Origin of the sequence: Streptomyces sp. NBC_01304, assembly GCF_035975855.1 — a bacterium.
Lineage (GTDB): Bacteria > Actinomycetota > Actinomycetes > Streptomycetales > Streptomycetaceae > Streptomyces.
The window spans coordinates 218,931-239,418 of record NZ_CP109055.1 but is presented as its reverse complement, the minus strand read 5'-3'; the positions used below and the strand labels follow the sequence as shown (position 1 = coordinate 239,418).

Below are 20,488 nucleotides of genomic sequence, written 5' to 3'. Positions count from 1 at the left end.
GTCAGTTCTCCTGTGCGTCGGTGTGGGGGAGTCCGGCGCGTGCCCGGAGAACGGCCTGGACGATGCCTTCGCGATTCAGTCCCGCGGCCGCCAACAGGTCGGTGCGCGCCCCGTGCGGGATGAAGCGGCCGGGCAGGCCGAGGGCGCGTACGGGCACGGCTGAGCCCGTGTCGGCGAGCGCGCGGGCCACGGCCGTGCCGACGCCGCCCGCGCGGGTGTTGTCCTCGACGGTGACGACCAGGCGGTGGCGGCCCGCCAGGAAGGTGAGTTCGGCGGGGACGGGGAGGGCCCAGCGGGGGTCGGCGACCGTGGTGCCGATGCCCTGGGAGGAGAGGTAGTGGGCTGCAGCGAGGGCGGGGACGGCGAGGGGGCCGATGGGGATCAGCAGGACGTCGCGGATGCCGGAGGAGGAGTGCAGGATGTCGACCGGACCGATGCGTTCCAGGGCCGGGATGTCGGGACCGGCCGTGGCTTTGGGGAAGCGCAGGGCGGTCGGCCCGGCGGAGTGTGCGACCGCCTCGGCGAGGAGTTCGCGCAGCCTGAGTGCGTCCCGCGGGACGGCGACGCGCATACCCGGGACCGCGCCCAGGATCGTCAGGTCCCACATGCCGTGGTGCGAGGGCCCGTCGGGGCCGGTGATGCCCGCACGGTCCAGGACGAAGGTGACGGGCAGCCGGTGCAGGGCCACGTCCATCAGGACCTGGTCGAAGGCGCGGCCCAGGAAGGTGGCGTAGACGGCGACCAGCGGGTGCAGCCCGCCCATGGCCAGGCCCGCGGCCGAGGTGACCGCGTGCTGTTCGGCGATCCCCACGTCGTAGAAGCGCTCCGGGAAGCGGTCCCCGAAGCGGCTCAGGCCGGTGGGTCCCGGCATGGCGGCGGTGATGGCCACCAACTCCGGCGATGTCGATCCGAGTTCGGTCAGTGCCTCGGAGAATACCTTGGTCCAGGAGGGCGGGGAAGGCGAGGAGGCGCGGGCCCGGCCCGTGGCAGGGTCGATGACGCCCACCGCGTGCATGCACTCGGCGCGGTCGGCGACCGCGGGGGCGTACCCCTTGCCCTTGACGGAGACGACATGGACGACGACCGGCACGCGCATGTCGCGCGCGATGTTCAGGGCTTCCTCGACCAAGGGGCGGTGGTGACCGTCGATGGGGCCGAGGTAGGCGAAGCCGAGGAGTTCGAAGAGGCTCCGGGCCATCGGCATCGGGCCGATCACACCCTCGGGAGCGCACTGCGAGGAAGCCTCCAGGAGCCAGCCGATGTCTTCCGGGGGATTGTCCCCGCGCAGCTCCTGGAGATGGTCGGCGAGTCCTCCGATGGTGGGGGCGTAGGAGCGTTCGTTGTCATTGAGGACGACGATGACGGGGCGGTCCTGCGCGCCGCCGAGGTTGTTGAGCGCCTCCCATGCCATGCCGCCGGTCATCGCTCCGTCGCCGATGACGGCGACCACGGCGCGCTCGCTCTCCCCGGTCAACTGCCGGGCCTTGGCCAGGCCGTCGGCGTAGGCGAGAGCGGTGGAGGCATGGCTGTTCTCGATGACGTCGTGGTCGGATTCGGCGCGGCACGGGTAGCCGGACAGGCCGCCAGGGAGGCGGAGCTGGTCGAAGTCGGCGGACCGCCCGGTCAGGATCTTGTGGACGTAGGACTGGTGCCCGGTGTCGAAGAGCAGGGTGTCGTGGGGTGAGTCGAAGACCCGGTGCAGGGCCATGGTCAGCTCCACCGCGCCGAGGTTGGGGCCGAGGTGACCGCCGACCGCGGAGACCTTCTCGATCAGGAACTCCCTGATCTGTGCCGCGAGTTCGTCGAGCGCCTCGTCCGGGAGCTCGCGCAGATCCTTCGGATCGATGGCCCCGGAAAGCGGGGGGAGGACCGGGGCGGTCATGAGCGGCTCCTTACGGCGGCGGGCGGGGCGAAGCGGATGCCTTCGACATCGGTGGTGTGCTCGGTGACGGTGACCGGGCCGAGTCCGGAAAGGGCGGCGACGGTCTGGGTGACGAGGGAAGGCGGGGCCGAGGCGCCGGCGGTGAGTCCGACGACCGATGCCTCGGTCAGCCATTCGGGGCGGATGTGGGACACGTCCTCGATGAGCTGGGCCGGGGTGCCGCAGCGACGCGAAAGCTCCACCAGGCGAGCGGAGTTGGAGGAGTTCGCCGAACCGATCACCAGAACCAGGTCCGCCTCCGCCGCCACCGACTGCAGGGAGCGCTGACGGTTGGTGGTGGCGTAGCAGATGTCCTCGGCACCGGGTCCGCGCGCCGCCGGGAAGCGCCGCTGCAGGGCTTCGATCGCCTCGCGCGTCTCGTCCACGGCGAGGGTGGTCTGGGTCAGAAACGTCACCCTGGCCGGATCCGGCACTTCGAGCGCGGCGATGTCGTCGGCCGACTCGACCAGGACCGTCGCGTCCGGCGCCACGCCCATCGTGCCCTCGACCTCCTCGTGCCCGGCATGCCCGATGAGGACGACGGTGTTGCCGCGCTCGGCGTAGCGGCGGGCCTCGGAGTGCACCTTGGTCACCAGGGGGCAGGTCGCATCGACGACGTCGAGACGGCGGCGCACCGCCTCCTGGCGCACCGCGGGCGACACCCCGTGCGCGGAGAAGACGACCGTCGCCCCGTCCGGCACCTGGTCGAGCTCGTCCACGAACACCGCTCCGCGGTCGGCGAGTTCACCGACCACATGGGTGTTGTGCACGATTTGTTTGCGGACGTAGACGGGGTTCTCGCGCTGCTTGAGAAGGAGCTCCACGACCTCGATGGCCCGCTCCACGCCCGCGCAGAACGAGCGCGGCGAAGCGAGCAGGACGGTGCGCGGGCGCATCGCGCGCGACCAGTCGACGACGGCTACGCGGGCTGCGCGCCAAGGGTCGGCACCGGCGGCGGTGCCGGCGGCCACGGCCAGGGCGGGCGTCGGGGAGGAATCGGTCGTGGGGGATTGATCGCTGGTAGGCCCATGCGGGGCGCCCCCGGCCGCGATGGGACCGGCGACTGCCGCGAGACACTGCGCCGGTGTGCCCTCGGGCAACAGCCGTACCGGAGCGGTGTGGACTCGATGGCCGGCCCTGGCCACCGATCCGGCGATCAGCGGAGCGGCCGGGCAGAAGGCCGCCCGGCCGTCTGCGGTGAGGAGCTCGGTGGCCACCACGATCTCCCAGTCGTTCAGGGCGGCGACCGGCAGCATGCGTACGTGCGGCGCGCTTGTTTTGTTCATGGCGGAGCCTCCTTTCAGCTGCTGCGATGCGTGATCAGATGGGCCAGGGCGGTGAGGTCGGCGACCGCGGTGGGGTCGGGGTCGGCGGCGCTCAACTCGGCGAATGCCCGCTCGAGTTCGAAGGTGGCGGCCCGCTGCGAGAGGCGCCTTCCGCCCGCCCGGTCGACCAGGGCGACCGCCTCTCGCACCTGTGCTTCGTCCAGCGGATCGGCCTGCGCGTACAGCTTCGCCAGCTGATCACCGGCCGTCGTGCGCGAGCCGATCGCGGCGAGGACCGGGTGGGTCTTCTTGCGCGACGTGAGATCGCTGCCCACCGGCTTTCCGGTTACCGCCGGGTCGCCGAAGACGCCGAGCAGGTCATCAGTGATCTGGAAGGCCACCCCGATGCGCCGGCCGAAACGGGCCAGATGACCGGCTCGGGCCTCGTCCGCATCCCCGGCCAGCGCACCGAGGGCACAGGCTGCGCCCATCAGGGCCCCGGTCTTGCCCACGGCCATCGCGGTGTACGCGGCCACGGTCACATCACTGCGCCGCTCGAAGGCCGTGTCCAGCGCCTCGCCCTCGATCAACTCCAGTACGGCGGCGGCCAGTACGCAGACGGAGCGTCCGGCCTCGTCCGCACGGGTGTCGGCCAGCACCCGCAGTGCCTGGGTGAGCAGGGCGTCCCCGCCGAGGAGTGCGGCCGGCACGCCGAACTGCGCCCAGAGCGCCGGCCGGTGCCGGCGCAGCTCGTCGCCGTCGATCACGTCGTCGTGGATGAGGGAGAAGTTGTGCGCCAGCTCGACCGCCACGGCCGCACCCACCGCATCCGCGCGGGTGCCCCCCACGGCCTCGGCGCAGCTGAACGCGAGCGCCGGGCGGATGGCCTTGCCCGGTGGCGGACCGGCCGTCGGGCGTCCCTGCTCATCGCGCCACCCCAGGTGGTAGCCGGCCAGGGCGGCCAGGGAGCCGGGCAGCCGTGTCGCCCAGTCACGCAGGGCCGGCACCACCAACTCCTGGGCCTGCAGCAGTAGGTGACGGGCGGTCTTGTCGAGTGCAGGGGCGGGCAGGACGGGGGACGCCATGGCAGGTCCTCGCGGGCAGACGGTGGGGGACGTTGGCCGAGCGGAGCGGGCGTGATGAGCCGAAAGCCCGGGGGAGGGGCAGCCTCCGTCCGGACGGGCATACCTCTATGGAGGACCCACAGGCGGGCAGTTGGAACGGCACCACCTTGATCGGTGCGTGAACGCGTTGAACGCTTGTGCATTTGTGCGCCGATGAATCACTGCTGCTGGGAGGTGTTGTGGCGCGTCGTGACGCGAACGGTCTGCTGGCCGCGCTGATCGCCGAGGCGGACTGGACCGCGGGTGAACTGGCCCGTGCGGTCAACGGCCTGGGCATGGCGCAGGGATTGTGCCTACGCTACGACCGAACCTCGGTGGCGCATTGGCTCACGGGGTCCCGGCCGCGTCCCCCGATCCCTGATCTTGTCGCCGCCGCCCTCACTCAGCGACTGGGCCGCCTTGTCATGCCGGCGGAAACCGGGCTGGCCCAGAACCCGCATCCCCCGGATCTGCTGCTCACTCCTGGACCGGGAGACGGTGGAGCCGTGCTTCGTCTGATCAGCCTGTGCCGCGCGGAAGCGGCACCCGAGCGACGGGCCTTCCTGGCCCGCTCCGGATACACCCTGACCGCCTTCGCGCTACCCGGCTGGCTGCCCGAGGCCGCCGCGCCGAGCACGACCGCCTCGGGTGCTCACCGGGTGGCCGCCGAGGACGTGCAGCTGCTGCAGGAGATGGCGCGGGTCTTCTCCGGCCTGAGTCGCAGCCACGGCGGCGGACACGCTCGCACCAGCCTGGCCGCGTACATCGCCGACGACGTCAGCAGGCTCCTGGACGCCCCGGGACCCGGACGGCTGCGCACCGAAACCCAGGTCGCCGTCGCCCAGTTGGTGCATCTGCTCGCCGACATGACGGCCGATGCCGGGCGTGACGGGCTGGCCCAGCGATACTTCTACCTCGCGCTTTCGCTGGCCCAACAGGCGGGTGATCGCCGCCAGTACGCCATCACCCTGCGGGCCATGAGTTCCCAGGCGCTACGGCTGCTTCACGACCGGCACGCCGATCAGCTGGCGCACGCCGCGATCGAAGTCTGCGGCGACCGGGGCGATCGGGGGGTGCACAGCTTTTTACTGGCCCAGCGGGCGCTTACCCGAGCTCGCCGGCGGGAGCGCCGGGCGGCGGTTGCCGATCTCTCCGCCGCCGAGAGTCGGCACGAGCGCGCCGCCGAGGAGGGCGGCCCGTTCGCGGCGTATCCGAAGGCGGGCCTCTACTACCAGCGGGCCGAGGTGCTGCTGGCCCTCGGTGACGACGTGCCGGCCAGGGCCGCCCTCGACGCCTCCCTCGCACACCGGTCGCCGGACGAGCACCGGCCCGCCGCGCTGACCCGCGCCAAGCTGGCCGAATCACTGCTGCGAGCCGGCAACCTGGATGAGGCCTGCGGCCACTGGCAGGCCTTCTTCGACCACTATCCCCATCTGCGTTCCGCCCAAGTGGACCAGGCCTTCACCGAGATGGTGCGGTGTCTGCGCCCGTATCGACGGCAGCGTCAGGCTGGCGCTGTCCTGGAACGGGCTCGCGAGTTCGCGAAGTAGCGGCAGAACGCGGCCATGTCAGGCCCCCTCCTCTCAGGCATCCGAATCGTCGGGGTCCCTCCCTTCCGCCAGAGGGTCGGCCACCGGTGTATCGGTCCAGTCCTTGTCCACATCGGAGGGCGCGTCGGCGGGCTGCTCGGGAAGGGGAACAACTGTTTCTAGAGCAAATGGATCATCCACAGGTGACTGTTTAGAGGGCTGAGCGAGGACTGTGATAGCTATGCGGCCACTTGCATCAAGATCCACTCGCAGGAGCGGTACGCGCTACGCCACATGATCAACTCCCGCCGCCGTCCGGCGAATGCATCGCCGGCTGCACCGTGGCGACCCGGAGCGACTCTTCGTGACGAGGATCGCCGACCGGGCCGGCGCCTGTGGGCTGCCTGATTTACAGGCGCACGACGATGCAACGGGTTCACGCGCCTCCGCGATGACTGGTCCCGCTGGGGCACCCGGCCTCGGTCATGGCCTGCAGGAATGACCTGCCACGGGCGACGAAACCGTGGCGAAGAGGAGCATGAACGGAGAGGGGCCGTCGGGAAAGTCGTTGGCTGTGACGTGATCACCGTTCGGGGCAGGCTCCGGCGCCGCTGTTCACCGTCCTGTGGCGCTCGGCGGAGCTGTGGGATCTGGGGTCCGGGCCCGCTGTCGCGCGAGGGGGGTCATAGGGAGTGTGTTGGGCTGGGGCATACCCGCCGCCCGTTGACGGACTGTATGGCCGGCCACAGGGGTGAGTTGCCACTTGCGGACGACGGTGGCCAAGGTGATGACGGCTTCCGTCATGGCGAAGGCGTCCCCGATGCATTTGTGGGGGCCGACGCTGAACGGGATGAATCCGCGGTCACTGAGCAAGCCGGTACGCGGGCCGAGCCAGCGCTCGGGACGGAAGGCTGTGGGGTCGGGGAACAGAGCAGGGTCGCGATGCAATGCGTAGGGGCTGTAGGCGACTTCGGCTCCGGGGGGAATGGAGTACCGGCCGAGTTGTACCCGTGAGAGAGCACGTCGAGTGAACAGCAGGGGAGAGTGCAGACGGAGGGCCTCTTCGATCACAGCCCGGGTGTAGGGCATGGAAGTGGAGTCGGCGGGGTCGAGCTCGCTGTCGCCGGCCTCCGCGTACAGCTTGGCCTCGGCCTCGGGGCGGAGGCTGATCTCGTGGAATGCCCAGGCCATGGTGGTGGCGGTGGTTTCGGTTCCGGCGAACATGACGGCGATGGCTTCGTCGCGGACCTGGTCTGCGCTCATCGCCTCACCGGTGTCGGGGAGTTTGCTGGCCAACAGGGCGGACAGGAGATCGTCGCGGACGGTTGAGTCGTCGCCGTAGGCGGTGATGACCTGGTCGATGACGTTGCGGAGCCTGGCCGCAGCGGTATCGAAGCGCCGGTTGACCGAGTAGGGCACCTTGTCCAGCCAGTTGGGGGCGATGGCGCGCAGGAACATGCCTTCGAGGATGGTGGGCAGTGAGCGGTGCACCTCGGCGATGGCGGGTCGGGCCAGAGAGCTGGAGAACATCGTGTCGGCCACGACTGTCAGGGCGTGTTGGCGCATCTCGCGGTCTATCCAGACGGTTTCTCCCTCGCGCCAGGCATCGGCCATCGTTTCCGCGCGCTCGCGCATCACCTGGGCGTAGCCGCTGATGCGCGCGTGGTGGAAGGCCGGCTGCACGAGGCGACGCTGTTTGCGGTGGAACGCGCCATCGGTGATGACCAGGCCGTCACCGAACAGGGGGCGAAGGCGTTGGAAGACTCGGCCGCGACCGAATTGCCGGGAGTCTTCGACCAGGACGCGGTGGACAAGCTCGGAGTCGGTGAGCACATACATGGTCCAGCTGCCGGCTCGTACGCGCACGACGGGGCCGCAGGCGCGCAGTGACTCGAGGAACTCCATCGGTCGTAGTCCCAGGCTCAGTGCGTGTCCAAGGACTGGAAGGCCCCTGGGGGCTTTCGGGACGACCGCTGCGGTGCCCTGTGTCCGGGGGGCCATTACTGGTTGCCTCGGCCGAGGAACATGTCGTCTCGGGTGTAGAGGGCTTCCAGCCCCTGGGCCCATCGTTGGTCCTGATAGCGCGTGCAGTCGTGCCGCTGCCATTGATCAGCGCCGATCATCCAGTCGCGGTAATGCGCCGCGCAGCGCAGTGCGGCGGCGCGGGCTGAGGGGGCGAGGACGTCAAGGGTGTTCAGTGCGGCAGGCAGCCGACGCTCCGCGTCCAGGAAGTCCTCCACGCGGCGTGCGACGCGATCTCGTGTCACGTGTACTGCGGCGGCGACGTCTTGGTCATCTCTGGCGGCGAGCAGTACGACGATGTTGTTGTTGTCGCCGCAGGCTGCCTCTTTGGGCAGGGAGAACACGTCGTTGCTCCACGAAATGACATCGATCGCACTCCACAACAGCTCCTGGAACACGGGGCTGGTGTAGACGGCTGCGGGCACCTCAACGCCCAGTGAGGCCTCGGACATGTCCATCATCGCGGGCAGTTGAGAGCTGTGCCGGCGAGTCAGGATGTAGTCGGTCACTGAGGGTGGACGGGGCGTGGCACGGTTGGCGGCCTCCTGGTCCAAGGACGCCATCATCTGCCGGACATGTCCCTTCCACCGCCGAGCGGTCTCGTCGGGCAGGCGCGCGGTGATGCGGTCGGCCAACTCCACGAACCCCCGCGTCAACGGGTTGTCCGGACCGGCTGGAGTGTCGGCGGCTTGGTCGGACACGTACGCGTCCACCGCTGACCGAAACGGCAGCCAGGGTCCCAGCCGCCCAGCCCGAATGAGGTGATCGTGCTGGTCATCGAGGACGAACGACCAGGCCATCCACTGTGCCAGCAGCAGCACATCCTCGTATGCCGCTGAGGGAAGAACCCTCGCAGTCAGGTGCCCGAACGCGATCCCGGCGAAGCCGTCAGCCGCCGTCCGTTCCATCAGGCCCCTGTCGACAGCCCACTCAGTGGCTTCTGCGTTCGCCCGGTCCGCGTCGGGGTGCATGGATGACTGGAACGGCAGCGTGAAGTCCGGAATCTCAACAAGATCGACCGTCATGGCAGAACACCGACTCGCTCTCGAGGAAACCCACCGGATATGTGTCTTTCCAGTTCGCCAGGGGCTGTCGCCTCAAGGGAACAGGTCGAAGCCGGGCAGGGCGTGAACGCGTTGAACGCTTGCGTCCTTGTGAAAAGAGCCTGCTCCAAGGTCGGTTGCTTGCGGGCTACGGAGCGGGCTCCTGCTGCTGGACCGCCACATGATGCACGAGCACATCGTCACCGGACTTGCCACCGCCTTGCGGGCCGGCACTCTTACGTCGGACGTCGTCGCGATCGAAGCCCGCAAAGGCGCCGAAGCCGACGACGCCCCGGCCATTCCGGCCTCCATCGCCCGTCCCGAGCCGACTCGGCTGCCGCGGCTGAGGGCGGCGGACGCGACATCGCTCGCCGCGTGGCGATTCTCCCGACTGCCCCCCGAGAGCCGGCCGTTGCCCTCGGCGGCCCGCCTGTGACCAGCTCCTGCGACGTCGCAGGAGCTCCGCACACGAGGGAGAAGTACGAGGGTGAGGAGGGCCTCGGCCCCCGGGACGCTCCATCTGCTGCCGGTTATGTCGAGCCGATCGGCGATGAGGCGGCGGGGGACGATTTCCACGATGTTCTGGTAGATCCGTGCAGGGCCTGCGTGTTCATCCCGGCCGTCAGTGCGGCACCAACAGCGCCCCCATAACCCGTCTCTGCGGCTCCGGCTTCCCTCCAGGAACTGCACCCGTCTTCGTTCGCCGCACCGGCAGAGTCCAGCGACCGGGCCGTCCACGCGTCGCCTCACGATGCGCACGCGGAATCCACCGCGGCAGCATGCTCAGGCCGCAAGCTGGCAGCACGCTAAGGTGGGGGCGGCCGCGCGGGAGTGTTCTTGGTCACACTTGAATTGCCTCCGTGCGGCCACTCTCATGCCTACCCGGGCCCCGGACTCAGCCCAGCAGCGCGCGCAAGCGCAGGGGGTGCAAGGTCCTAGAATGACCGTTGTGACCGACAACACTCAGCGCCCCGACAGCGGGCCGAACAGCACCCCTGAACTGCCGACCCAGTACACGCCGGCCGAGGTAGAGGGGCAGTTGTACGAGCGCTGGGTAGAGCGCGGTTACTTCGAGGCCGACGCCAAGAGCGACAAGCCCGCGTACACCATCGTCATCCCGCCGCCGAACGTCACCGGCTCCCTGCACCTGGGCCACGCCTTCGAGCACACCCTCATCGACGCCCTCACCCGCCGTAAGCGCATGCAGGGCTTCGAGGCGCTGTGGCAGCCGGGCATGGACCATGCCGGCATCGCCACGCAGAACGTCGTTGAGCGTGAGCTCGCCAAGGAGGGCAAGTCCCGGCACGACTTGGGGCGTGAGGCGTTCGTCGAGCGGGTGTGGCAGTGGAAGGAAGAGTCCGGCGGGCAGATCGCCGGGCAGATGAAGCGCCTGGGTACCGGCGTTGCGTGGAGCCGTGACCGGTTCACCATGGACGAGGGCCTGTCCCGGGCCGTGCAGACCATCTTCAAGACGATGTTCGACGAGGGTCTGATCTACCGGGCCGAGCGCATCATCAACTGGTGTCCGCGCTGCCTCACCGCGATCTCCGACATCGAGGTCGACTACCAGGACGACGACGGCGAGCTCGTCTCCATGACGTACGGCGACGGCGACGAGACCATCGTCGTGGCCACCACACGCGCCGAGACGATGCTCGGCGACACCGCGGTCGCCGTCCACCCGGACGACGAGCGCTACGCCCACCTCATCGGCAAGCGGATCAAGCTGCCGCTGACCGACCGCACCATTCCGGTCGTCCCGGACGCCCACGTCGACCCCGAGTTCGGCACGGGCGCGGTCAAGGTCACCCCGGCCCATGACCCGAACGACTTCGCCATCGGCCAGCGCCACAACCTCGAGTCGATCGAGGTCCTCGACGAGCGCGGGATCATCACGGTGCACGGCCCCTTCCAGGGCCTGGACCGTTTCGAGGCCCGCTCCACGATCGTCGCCGCGCTGCGCGCTGACGGCCGGATCGTCGCCGAGAAGCGACCCTACGTGCACTCGGTGGGGCACTGCTCGCGCTGCAAGACCACGCTCGAGCCGCGCTTGTCGCTGCAGTGGTGGGTCAAGGTCGAGACGCTCGCCAAGGCCGCGGGTGACGCGGTCCGCGACGGCCAGGTCAATATTCACCCGGCCGACATGTCGCAGCGTTACTTCGACTGGGTCGACAACCTCAACGACTGGTGTATTTCACGGCAGTTGTGGTGGGGTCACCGGATTCCGGTCTGGCACGGTCCGAACGGCGAGACTGTCTGCGTCGGCCCGGATGAGCAGCCGCCGGCGGGGGAGGGCTGGAGCCAGGACACGGACGTGCTGGACACGTGGTTCTCGTCGGGTCTGTGGCCGTTCTCGACGATGGGCTGGCCGGAGCAGACGCCGGACCTGGAAAAGTTCTATCCGAACTCGGTTCTGGTGACCGGCTACGACCTGATGTTCTTCTGGGTCGCCCGGATGATGATGTTCGGTCTGTACGCGATGGACGGCGAGGCGCCGTTTCGCACCATCGCCCTCCACGGCATGGTGCGTGACGAGCACGGCAAGAAGATGTCGAAGTCGTTCGGCAACACCGTCAATCCGCTGGACTGGATGGACAAGTACGGCTCCGACGCGCTGCGTTTCACCCTGGCCCGCGGCGCCAACCCGGGCACCGATGTGCCGATCGGCGAGGACTGGGTCCAGGCGTCCCGCAACTTCGCCAACAAGATCTGGAATGCGACGCGCTTCGCGCTCATGAATGGCGCGACGCTTCAGGGAGAGCTCCCCCCGGCGGAGAAGCTGTCGGCGACCGACCGCTGGATCCTGTCCCGCCTGAACGCGGTGGTGGCCGAGGTCGACGCGCTCTACGACGACTACCAGTTCGCCAAGCTCGCCGATGTGCTCTACCACTTCGCGTGGGACGAGGTCTTCGACTGGTACGTCGAGCTGTCGAAGACCACGTTTTTCGCGGGCGGCGAGGCTGCCGAGGTCTCCCAGCGGGTCCTGGGCGAGGTTCTGGACGTCACGCTCAAGCTGCTGCATCCCATCGTCCCGTTCGTCACCGAGACGCTGTGGACCACGCTCACGGGCAAGGAGTCTCTTGTCGTCGCTGAGTGGCCCACCGACAGCGGGTTGCGTGATGCCGCGGCCGAGAAGGAGATCGAGAACCTCCAGCAGGTGATCACCGAGGTCCGCCGCTTCCGCGCCGACCAGGGCCTGCAGCCCGGCCAGAAGGTGCCCGCCCGCCTGGACCTGACCGGCACCGAACTCGCCGCGCACGAGCCGGCCATCCGCCAACTGCTGCGCCTGCAGCCGGAGGGCGATGCCTTCGCGGCCACCGCGACCCTGCCGGTCGCGGGTGCCACGGTGGCCCTGGACCTGTCCGGCACCATCGACGTCCCTGCCGAGCGCAAGCGCCTGACCAAGGACCTCGGCGCAGCCGAGAAGGAGAAGGCCCAGGCCACGGGTAAGCTCGGCAACGAGGCGTTCCTCGCCAAGGCGCCGGACAACGTCGTCGACAAGATCCGTGGGCGTCTCGCCAAGGCGGAGGCGGACATCGCCCGTATCCAGGCGCAGTTGGACAGCCTGCCGGCCTCCTGACGGCGGGCCTCGCGCGTTGGTGAGTGCTCGTACGGAATGCCCCAACTCATCAAGCGGCAGCTCTGCGGCCGAGCCGGCAGCCGCGTCCGGCGCCCGTTCATCCTGCGCAACAGGCCTGGAGTTGATCAAGGCCTGAGGGAATCCTGGAAGAGTCCTGTTGCTGGTGTGCCGGCAGGATCTGAGGAGATCGACGCCTCGGCCCGACCGACGGGGCCACGGCCTGAATTTTTACCAGGTCGTGGCCCCGTTCGAGGCGGCGCTGATCACCGGGCTCTGGCGATGCCCGGAGTGCCGATCCGGGCTGCACCGCACTCGATCGCGGATCATGACCAAGCTCCGTCCTGGGGATGGATGGACACAGCACGGCAGGCTGTCAGTGCATCGCGCTCTCGGCGATCTGGAGGCCGCCGGTGCAGATGTTGGCGACGACCATGACGCCCACCGCGACCGCCTTGGGGATCTCCTCGGTGTTGACGGCCACCGCGTAGCTGACGCGGGCGATGTCATTGGTGAGGTTGCTGGTCTCTTCGACGATTGCGATGCTCCGCGGGGCGCCGACCGGTTTCTGCGAGAGCTCATAGAAGTGGTATGCGCTGCAGGCCAGGGACGGGATCACCAGGACGGCGTCGACGATGGCGCCGACTCCGCGGCCGTCGGAGACGGCCAGGCTGCCGAGCTTCGCCGAGGCGGCGAACTTCTCCTGTGCCGGCCCCGAGAAGACGAGCTTGCCCAGGATCCGTACGGCGGTGGTGGCGGTGGCGACGGCCGACACGTAGGGGTTGTCGATCGGGTCGTTGGGCACCACGTAGTTGGACACTGCGTTGGCCAGGCCGCCCGACACTCCGCCGAGCACGCCGAGGACGGCGGACGGAATGGCCCAGGGGTTGTCCCCGGTCTCCTGGGCGGCCTCGAAGCCGGAGATCAGGGCGCCGCCGAACAGCGCGCTGAAGCCGCAAAAACCGTGGCCCGTGACGTGGATCGCCAAGGCGGTGGTCGCCGAAATGCTGATCGGCCCGCTGGCGGCCGCGGCGCCCGCGGTGGCGGACCGGGAGGCGGCCGTCGAGTGGACGGTGGGGGATGGTGTGGCAGGGGCCACGGCTGCCTGCTTGGGCTGGAAGGCGTTGAGCAGTGTCGGGTAGTCCGCCACGGTGGTCAGGAAGGCGGTGTCGGCGTTGTCCGGGAACGGGGCCTTGCCCTTGGCGACCTTGTAGGCCAGCGTCACCGGCACGGCGGCGACCCAGCAGGCGAGGTCGAGGAAGGACAGGTCGGGTACGCCGAAGCTGTTGAGGATGTCGGAGACCACCGGGATGTGGATGGGGGTGTCCAGGAGCTTCACTGCCGTCTTCGCGATGTCGTACAGGACGTCGAAGAGGGCGTCGATGACGTTCCGCGCGCTCTCCAGGACCAGGTCGGCGAGGATCGCCACGAGCTTCTTGAGCGTGTCGAGCAGCGGCTTGCTCTCGAAGTCGGCGGCGAGGGACTGCAGTCGGGTGATCGTGTCGCCGATGACCGCGCCCTCGCGTTGGACCGCCTGGATCAGCACGGTGATGGGGTTGGGTGACGGCATTGCCGGCGGCAGGGGTTTGACCTCGGTGAGCGATGCTCCGTTGTTCTGGTAGTGGTGGGCCAGCAGCCAACCGGGTGCGCTGTGCTGGGCGTTGGGCGTGGATTTGCTGTTGGGGGTGGCGTTGCCGTCGGCGCCGAGGCCGGCCCAGCCGCCGACGCCGGCCCATTTGCCGATCGCCTGCTCCATGCTGGCGATCATGTGGTCGAACTCCCCCTTGACCACCAGGATCTGTCCGACCTGGTAGTTCAGGTACACCTTGGCCAGATGGGCCATGATGTTCTTGGTGCGGGTGATGTCGTTCCACTCGAACAGGAACGACAAGTAGCTGAGCAGGTCGCTGAGGCCGGTCTTGATCTGCGAGTAGAGCCACTGTGCCGCGGCGACGACCGTCTCTACGCTGTTGAGGACGCACTGGTAGACCTGGCCTGCGATGGTGACGACGAAGTTCCACAGGCGGGTGGCCCCGTCCTCGATGAGCTGGACGACGTAGGTCAGGCCGTCCTCGATCTGTTCGCCGAGCCAGCAGAACAGGTCTCCGGCATCGACCAGGATGGATGCGGGGCTGCCGAGCGACGTCACCGCGGGGGCGGCGCTCGGGCCGCGCCCGGGAGCCGAGGGCAGGCGCCCGGCAGCGGCGAGCGAGGCCGGCAGGGCCGTATACGCCTGCCCCAGCCGGGTGTTGGCCATCGCCACGGTCTGCAGGGCCGCCTGGCTGGCTCCGAGCGGCACCAGCTTCTTGGTGCTGCCGTTCGGACGGATGATCGTGGCACCGGTCAGCAGTGCGGGTGTGTTGAGCGCGACGGCCTTCTTGAATGCCTTGTCCATCGGATTGATCTCGGCACGGGCCCCGCCTGCCGACACCGACAGCCGGGTACCGGCCAGCGTGTCCACGGGCTCGACGATCGTGACGGTCCCGAGCGCGTCGGTGGGAACCTGGACGGGCGTCGGGCCGATCACGTAGTACAGGTAGTTGATGCGTACGGCGGTGACGTTGGTGGCGGTGAGGGTCAACGGCACCCCGGCCGCCGGCTGCCCGCCGACGGTGTCGGTGATCCGCACCTGGGTGGTGTACGAGGTGAAGCTCTGGGCGGGCGACCTGTCGCTCGGCGGGTCCAGTGTGATGTCGCTGAACGTCCACATGCCGGTGGCGGGTGATTTCACTGCCTTGGTCAGCTTGTTCTGCCCGGTGTGCGCGAAGAAGGTGCCGGCGCTGTTGGTCCGGTCCAGGTACGGCGAGACCTGCTGTGCGCCGGTGAGGAGGGGCAGGGGCACGCTCCAGCCGAGGGCGCCGGTGGTCACCTGCGCTGTCTGGCACGTGGTGAAGAAGACTTCGTTGGAGGCGTTGAGCCCCCAGACCATGACGCTGCTGCCGGTGGTCGCGGCGAACAGGCTGCGCACGCCGTTGAACCGCGCACTGCTGAACAGCGCGGTGGCGACGGCACCGCTCTGCTGGCCGTTGCTGGCGAGGTAGTAGAGCGTCCCGCCGGAAGTGACGTACAGGTCGGATGAGTTGTCGGCGTTGCGGCAGGTGGCGATGGCTTCCGGTTTGCGGCCCCCGGGCAGGGTGTAGAGGCTCGGCGGTGCGGCGACCTTGGGGTTGAACACGTTGTACAGAGGCTGGTACATGAACTGGGGCGCGCCGGCCACCTGCCCGATGGTGTAGAGGCCGTCCACGTACTGCCCGGCCCTGCGGCCCAGACAGCTGGAGTACTTCCCGGGTGCCAGGTCGATCGCGAGGTCGTGCGGGCGCCAGGCGCGGCCGCCGGTGCGGGCCGGGTCGATGTAGTAGCGGAAGACCAGCGGCTGGGCGGCAGCGGGGTTGCGGATCACGTCCACCACGATGTAACCGGCGTCCGTCGCCTCTCCGATGAAGACACCGGCGATCTTGACCTGGGCGAGCGGGTGGTCCGGGTCGTCGAACGGGTACGCGGTCCAGGCCGGAGCCGCGTCCCAGGAGGCGGGGGAGTCGGAGTTGTTGAGGCTGAGGTAGAGGCGGTCGTTCTGGCCGTCGGAGAGCACCATCGCCAGGTGCACCGGGGCTGTGCCCGCGGTGGTGGTGGCGGCCTGGGCGGTGGCGAAGTCCTTGCAGGTGACCCCGGTCCGGCCGGCGAAGTCCTTGCGTATCTGTGCGGTGCTCAGGTCGGAACGCTCCCAGCCGCTGCGCGCCTTGGGGACCTCCCGGGTCACGTACAGCGCGTGGTTTGTCCCGAGCGAGAACAGCAGCGACGTGCCGCCCTGTGCCTGGAGGGCCTCGAACTTCGCGTCCGGGGCCAGGATCTCGCCCTGGAGGTAGTTCTGCATGAGTTCGGTGGAGTACGTCAGGGAGTAGCTGCTCATCGGTACCAGTCCCGTCGGGAGCGGTCGGACGTGGACGGTCACGGCCGGCCATGGGCGGTCGCGGCCGGACAGGAGCCCCGGGCACGGTGGCTGCCCGGGGCGTGAACTGCGGCTGGGATGAGGGCCGTTCGGCTCAGCTCGGATCGGTGTACGTGATGTGCGAGATGAGGTCGCCGAAGTCGGAGAACCCGGCGTCCTTGAAGGCGAAGGTCCTGCCGCCGGGGAAGACGAAGTTCTGGGCCGCGGATACCGGCATGGCCTTCAGGCTGGGCGAGATCACCGCGCGGAGCCAGTTCTCGACCGCGCCGATGATCTTGTTGAGGTCGGTCCAGAAGTTCAGGAACGGGTCGACGGAGGGGTTCTTGGAGTCGTCCTGCTTGGTGGTGGTGAGGTTCGCCACGAGCCGGCCGTCCTGGCCGACGGCGAGCGCGTAGGTGTCGGTGACCGTCAGATCCACCACGTTGCCGTCGGTGGAGGTGGCCAGGCTCCTGACGTACAGATAGACGACCAGGTGCTGCACGACCTTGATGGTCTTACCGGTGAACGTGACGCTGATGTCGTACGACGGGCGCACCTGCATCTTGCCCAGGTCGCCGTTGAGCCCGGCCTGGTCGACGGCGTCCGCGCCGTAGTGGAACGTCAGCACCGTGGGGCCGGTCGCGGGCATCGTGAAGCTCGGTGCCTGACCCGGTGTCATGCTCCACGCGTAGGAGGTCGCGACCTTGGCCGCGTCGTACGTCACCCGCACTGTGGGCAGGTAGCAGTTGCTGGGCACGTACGGTGCCAGCTGGCGGCGGAAGTAGTTGGCGAAGGTGTTGCGGTTGATGGCCACCACGCCGTCGAAATCGGACTGTTCGTTCGCCTCGACCCAGTTCCAGGCGAACGGCACGGCGGCAGGCAGCGGATTCCCGTCGGCCGCGCACAGGTAGCTCAGGGCGGCCAGATCCTGCTGGGCGGCCGTCGGATTCAGGATAGGCTGGCCATTGGTGCCGAGGAACGGCAGGACCTCCAAATTGAGGTCGGTGAGGGTGAGCGTCGAAACCGGAGCCTTCGTCTCCTTTATCGTGCAACCCAGGACGGGGGATCCGTTCTGCCGCATCTGCGCGAAATAGGCTCCCAGGAAAAACTGTTGGAGCACGGAATAGAGCGGGTCACCCGGCGGCACGTTCTTTATCGTCGGAACCGTCTGGAGTGCCGCATTGTCGAGGTCGAACAGCAACTGCTGAACCGTGAACGCTCCCGCACCAAGATTCTTGATCTGCTTCTGGACGGCCGGCGGAAGCTTGCTGTACGCGGTCGGTGAGGTGGTGGAAAGCCTGAGGTCGACCTTCGACTGGAAGATCCAGGGATTCCCTGCGGGCTGGGACTGGCTGAACCACGAGGGAGGAGAGTAGCCGCCGCCCGGGGTGAGTTTCACCACCGAGAACTTGGAGCACAGCAAGTTGTAGGTGACGGACGCGGTATTGCTGCCGAGCACCACGATGTCCGGGATGACGCCCGGCGCGAGTCCCGGCGGAAGCCCGATCTGGGCGCGGAACCCCATCATGAACCGGGCTTCGACGAGGTTGCGCAGGTCCTGGCTGGTGTTCGGGTCGGCATTGGCCGGCACGGCGAAAGGATCCGAACCGTGGGCGTTCTTTTTCAGTTGGTCGTAGTCGATCAGCACCGGATTGCCCAGGTGGTCTGCCACATAGCAGACCGTGACGACGGGCTGGGTGAGAGCGGATAAGTACGCCTTCATGGTGGCGTTGATGCTGGCCTGTGTGGTGGCGACGACGAAGTCGTAGCCGTATTTGGGTGAAGTGAGGTTCGATTTCTGTGCAGTCATCGGGTCACGACCTTGGCCGAGGTGGAAGGAAAGACGCGTGGCACTGCGGGCGCATTTGCTGCGCAGCAGTGCCGCTGATTGGCTTTTGGTCGCCACGATGAAACGTAGGCAACCCCCATGCCGACGCGATATGACGTATCAATTGGAAGAGCCTGATGAAAACCGGCCATGCCCCCAGTGCCCGTAAGAGATTCTCCGCCCCTATTGCGCTGAAGAAGGAAATTACTGCCGCCCGGCATGACTGTCAAGAGATCATAAACGCGATCATTGCGTGGTGAACTGCTTAATTTCCAACGCAAATAATGAGCGCAGTGAGTGGAATGCGGCGGATGGGCCGTGGTGGTGCCACTGGTTCGGCTCCTCACCTTCTGACCAGCGACACCGGACGGCGCGCACAGCGTCGCCTCGCCCGCTCACCGACCGCAGGCCGTGCTCTTGCCGGATGGCAATCACCACTGACGGCACGTGGGCCATGGGTGGGCAGTGCGACGCCGGTCACTGTCTGTTCAGGTGCTGGTGAGAGGCTGTGGAAGATCAGAAGTGTGGCGTAGTGTCACCGGTCAACTACAGTCATCCACAAGGTATTTGAGGGGCGGGGCAGTGGACTACGACCGTGAGGCGTGGGAGGAGCGTGCGGCGTGCCGCACGGCGGATCCGGACGAGCTGTTTGTGGCGGGGGCCGCGCAGTCGGACGCGAAGCGGATTTGTGGTGCCTGTGAGGTCAAGACGGAGTGTTTGGCCTATGCCCTGGATGAGCGCATCGAGTTCGGTGTGTGGGGTGGGATGACCGAGCGGGAGCGCCGGGCGTTGCTGCGCCGCAGGCCGACCGTGACCTCCTGGCGGACCCTCCTCAGGACCGCCCGTGCAGAGCATGCACGGCAGCAGGTAGACCTCCCCCTCACCGGTACCTGACCGAGCCGGCGGGCCACAATGCGCCGACCCCGCCACGGACAGCGTCCGGGCAGCGTCATGGGAGTGGGGGCGGAGGGTGGTTCTGGTGGACCTACGCTGAGCAGAGGGCTGGGTAGGTTGGCTGGGGTGGCGAAACATTGAGGTCAGCGCCGCGGTATGACGGCGCGGAGCACCTCGACCCCCGCCAGGAGAAGCACCATCATGAGCAGCCTTCCCACCACCTCGCCCGACACCGCCGCCGGCAGCAACGCCACCCCGGACGGCTCGCAGGTGTGGTTTGTCACCGGCGCCTCCCGTGGCTTCGGTCTGGAGATTGCCCGCGAGGCCCTCGCCCGCGGCCACCGGGTGGTCGCCACCGCTCGCCGCTCGGCGGGGATCGCCGACCTGCTGCCCGAGGCGGGTGCGAACCTGCTCGCGCTGGATGTCGATGTGACCGACGAAGCACAGGTCCAACAGGCCGCCGACGCCGCCATCGAGCGGTTCGGCCGTATCGACGTCGTCGTGAACAACGCCGGCCGTGGCCTGCTCGGCGCCGTCGAAGAAGCCTCCGACACCGCGGTGCGCGCCGCGTTCGACGTCAACGTGTTCGGTGCCCTCAACGTCCAGCGCGCGATCCTGCCGCAACTGCGCAAGCAGCGCTCCGGGCACATCCTCAACATCAGCTCCGTCGCCGGCGTCGTCGGCATCCCGGGCTGGGGCCTGTACAACGCAACCAAGTTCGCCATGGAGGGCTTCACCGAGGCGATGTCCCACGAACTCGCCCCGCTCGGCATCAAGGTCACCCTCATCGAGCCCGGCTACTTCCGCACCGACTTCCTCGACGCCTCCAGCCTGGACACCGAAGCCCACGTCATCGACGACTACGCCTCCACCGCCGGCGCCACCCGCACCCACGCGGCCGGTGTGAACCACGCACAGCCCGGCGACCCGGTCAAGGGCGCCCGCGCGATCGCCGATGTCACCGAGATCGCCGAACCGCCACTGCGCCTGGTCCTGGGCTCCGACGCCTACGGGTTCACCCTGGCCAAGCTGGAGACCCAGGTTGCCGAACTGCACACCTGGCGCAAGGTCTCCGAATCCACCGACCACGACGACCAGGCAGCCGGCGTTCGATAGTGGGACAGGGGCAGACCGGGATGCGGCGGGTCACCACCGGGCGCGCAGCACGTCGTCGCTGTCGGGCAGGACGGCCCAGAACAGGCCGAAGCGAAACGCAAGGCTGAAGAGCTGCGCAAGAAGCAGCGGGAAGCCAAGAACGCGAACCAGCCCAGTGCTACGTCCCCATGACCCGGGACAGCCTCCCGTCCTGCGCCTACGCCGCCATGAACGGAATCGACGAACTCGTCTTCCGCGGGAACGAGGTGGGCATGGGCGGCCTGGG

Annotated in this window: 12 protein-coding genes; 5 read left to right on the top strand and 7 right to left on the bottom strand. The window is 68.4% G+C overall.

Annotated elements, in window-relative coordinates; all coding sequences use genetic code 11:
- Position 1 precedes the first annotated feature (1 nt).
- Genes dxs through OG430_RS01000 form a run of 3 tightly spaced genes read right to left on the bottom strand, consistent with a single transcriptional unit; the run spans position 2 to position 4,271 of the window.
- On the bottom strand, positions 2 to 1,882 hold the full coding sequence (dxs, locus tag OG430_RS01010; RefSeq protein ID WP_327350426.1) for a 1-deoxy-D-xylulose-5-phosphate synthase: 1,881 nt from the start codon (positions 1,880 to 1,882) through the stop codon (positions 2 to 4).
- The gene (gene ispH, locus OG430_RS01005) at positions 1,879 to 3,207 is read right to left on the bottom strand and encodes a 4-hydroxy-3-methylbut-2-enyl diphosphate reductase (RefSeq protein ID WP_327350425.1); all 1,329 of its coding nucleotides are present in this window, start codon (positions 3,205 to 3,207) and stop codon (positions 1,879 to 1,881) included. The genes dxs and ispH overlap by 4 nt, the downstream gene beginning before the upstream one ends.
- Before the next feature lie 14 nt (positions 3,208 to 3,221).
- Complete coding sequence (locus tag OG430_RS01000) at positions 3,222 to 4,271, bottom strand: polyprenyl synthetase family protein (RefSeq protein WP_327350424.1); 1,050 nt, start codon at positions 4,269 to 4,271, stop codon at positions 3,222 to 3,224.
- Positions 4,272 to 4,489: 218 nt separating this feature from the next.
- On the opposite strand from OG430_RS01000, the gene OG430_RS00995 reads away from it, so the two are divergent.
- Complete coding sequence (locus OG430_RS00995) at positions 4,490 to 5,839, top strand: tetratricopeptide repeat protein (RefSeq protein WP_327350423.1); 1,350 nt, start codon at positions 4,490 to 4,492, stop codon at positions 5,837 to 5,839.
- Positions 5,840 to 6,433: 594 nt separating this feature from the next.
- Here OG430_RS00995 and OG430_RS00990 read toward each other — a convergent pair.
- Complete coding sequence (locus OG430_RS00990; RefSeq protein WP_327350422.1) at positions 6,434 to 7,723, bottom strand: cytochrome P450; 1,290 nt, start codon at positions 7,721 to 7,723, stop codon at positions 6,434 to 6,436.
- Between the two features lie 95 nt (positions 7,724 to 7,818).
- Positions 7,819 to 8,865, bottom strand: a complete 1,047-nt coding sequence (locus tag OG430_RS00985) for a terpene synthase family protein (protein WP_327350421.1) — start codon at positions 8,863 to 8,865, stop codon at positions 7,819 to 7,821.
- 199 nt (positions 8,866 to 9,064) lie between these two features.
- Between OG430_RS00985 and OG430_RS00980 the strand changes: the two genes are divergently transcribed.
- Complete coding sequence (locus OG430_RS00980; protein ID WP_327350420.1) at positions 9,065 to 9,319, top strand: hypothetical protein; 255 nt, start codon at positions 9,065 to 9,067, stop codon at positions 9,317 to 9,319.
- Between the two features lie 513 nt (positions 9,320 to 9,832).
- Positions 9,833 to 12,463, top strand: a complete 2,631-nt coding sequence (locus OG430_RS00975) for a valine--tRNA ligase (protein WP_327350419.1) — start codon at positions 9,833 to 9,835, stop codon at positions 12,461 to 12,463.
- 373 nt (positions 12,464 to 12,836) lie between these two features.
- On the opposite strand, the gene OG430_RS00970 is transcribed toward OG430_RS00975, so the two are convergent.
- Both OG430_RS00970 and OG430_RS00965 read right to left on the bottom strand, forming a co-directional pair.
- Positions 12,837 to 16,367 carry a hypothetical protein gene (locus tag OG430_RS00970; RefSeq protein WP_327350418.1) on the bottom strand — a complete coding sequence of 1,177 codons (3,531 nt, stop codon included), beginning with the start codon at positions 16,365 to 16,367 and terminating at the stop codon, positions 12,837 to 12,839.
- A gap of 133 nt (positions 16,368 to 16,500) precedes the next feature.
- Positions 16,501 to 18,195, bottom strand: a complete 1,695-nt coding sequence (locus tag OG430_RS00965) for a hypothetical protein (protein ID WP_327350417.1) — start codon at positions 18,193 to 18,195, stop codon at positions 16,501 to 16,503.
- A 600-nt stretch (positions 18,196 to 18,795) separates the two neighbouring features.
- Between OG430_RS00965 and OG430_RS00960 the strand changes: the two genes are divergently transcribed.
- Positions 18,796 to 19,107: a WhiB family transcriptional regulator gene (locus OG430_RS00960; RefSeq protein WP_327350416.1), complete on the top strand. Its 312-nt coding sequence runs from the start codon at positions 18,796 to 18,798 to the stop codon at positions 19,105 to 19,107.
- 201 nt (positions 19,108 to 19,308) lie between these two features.
- Positions 19,309 to 20,223: an oxidoreductase gene (locus tag OG430_RS00955; protein ID WP_327350415.1), complete on the top strand. Its 915-nt coding sequence runs from the start codon at positions 19,309 to 19,311 to the stop codon at positions 20,221 to 20,223.
- Positions 20,224 to 20,488 lie beyond the last annotated feature (265 nt).

What these genes read in the sequence shown, in the direction of transcription:
- dxs (WP_327350426.1), bottom strand. Translation starts at nt 1,882, where the DNA reads ATGACCGCCCCGGTCCTCCCCCCGCTTTCCGGGGCCATCGATCCGAAG.
- ispH (WP_327350425.1), bottom strand. Translation starts at nt 3,207, where the DNA reads ATGAACAAAACAAGCGCGCCGCACGTACGCATGCTGCCGGTCGCCGCC.
- OG430_RS01000 (WP_327350424.1), bottom strand. Translation starts at nt 4,271, where the DNA reads ATGGCGTCCCCCGTCCTGCCCGCCCCTGCACTCGACAAGACCGCCCGT.
- OG430_RS00990 (WP_327350422.1), bottom strand. Translation starts at nt 7,723, where the DNA reads ATGGAGTTCCTCGAGTCACTGCGCGCCTGCGGCCCCGTCGTGCGCGTA.
- OG430_RS00985 (WP_327350421.1), bottom strand. Translation starts at nt 8,865, where the DNA reads ATGACGGTCGATCTTGTTGAGATTCCGGACTTCACGCTGCCGTTCCAG.
- OG430_RS00980 (WP_327350420.1), top strand. Translation starts at nt 9,065, where the DNA reads ATGATGCACGAGCACATCGTCACCGGACTTGCCACCGCCTTGCGGGCC.
- OG430_RS00970 (WP_327350418.1), bottom strand. Translation starts at nt 16,367, where the DNA reads ATGAGCAGCTACTCCCTGACGTACTCCACCGAACTCATGCAGAACTAC.
- OG430_RS00965 (WP_327350417.1), bottom strand. Translation starts at nt 18,195, where the DNA reads ATGACTGCACAGAAATCGAACCTCACTTCACCCAAATACGGCTACGAC.
- OG430_RS00955 (WP_327350415.1), top strand. Translation starts at nt 19,309, where the DNA reads ATGAGCAGCCTTCCCACCACCTCGCCCGACACCGCCGCCGGCAGCAAC.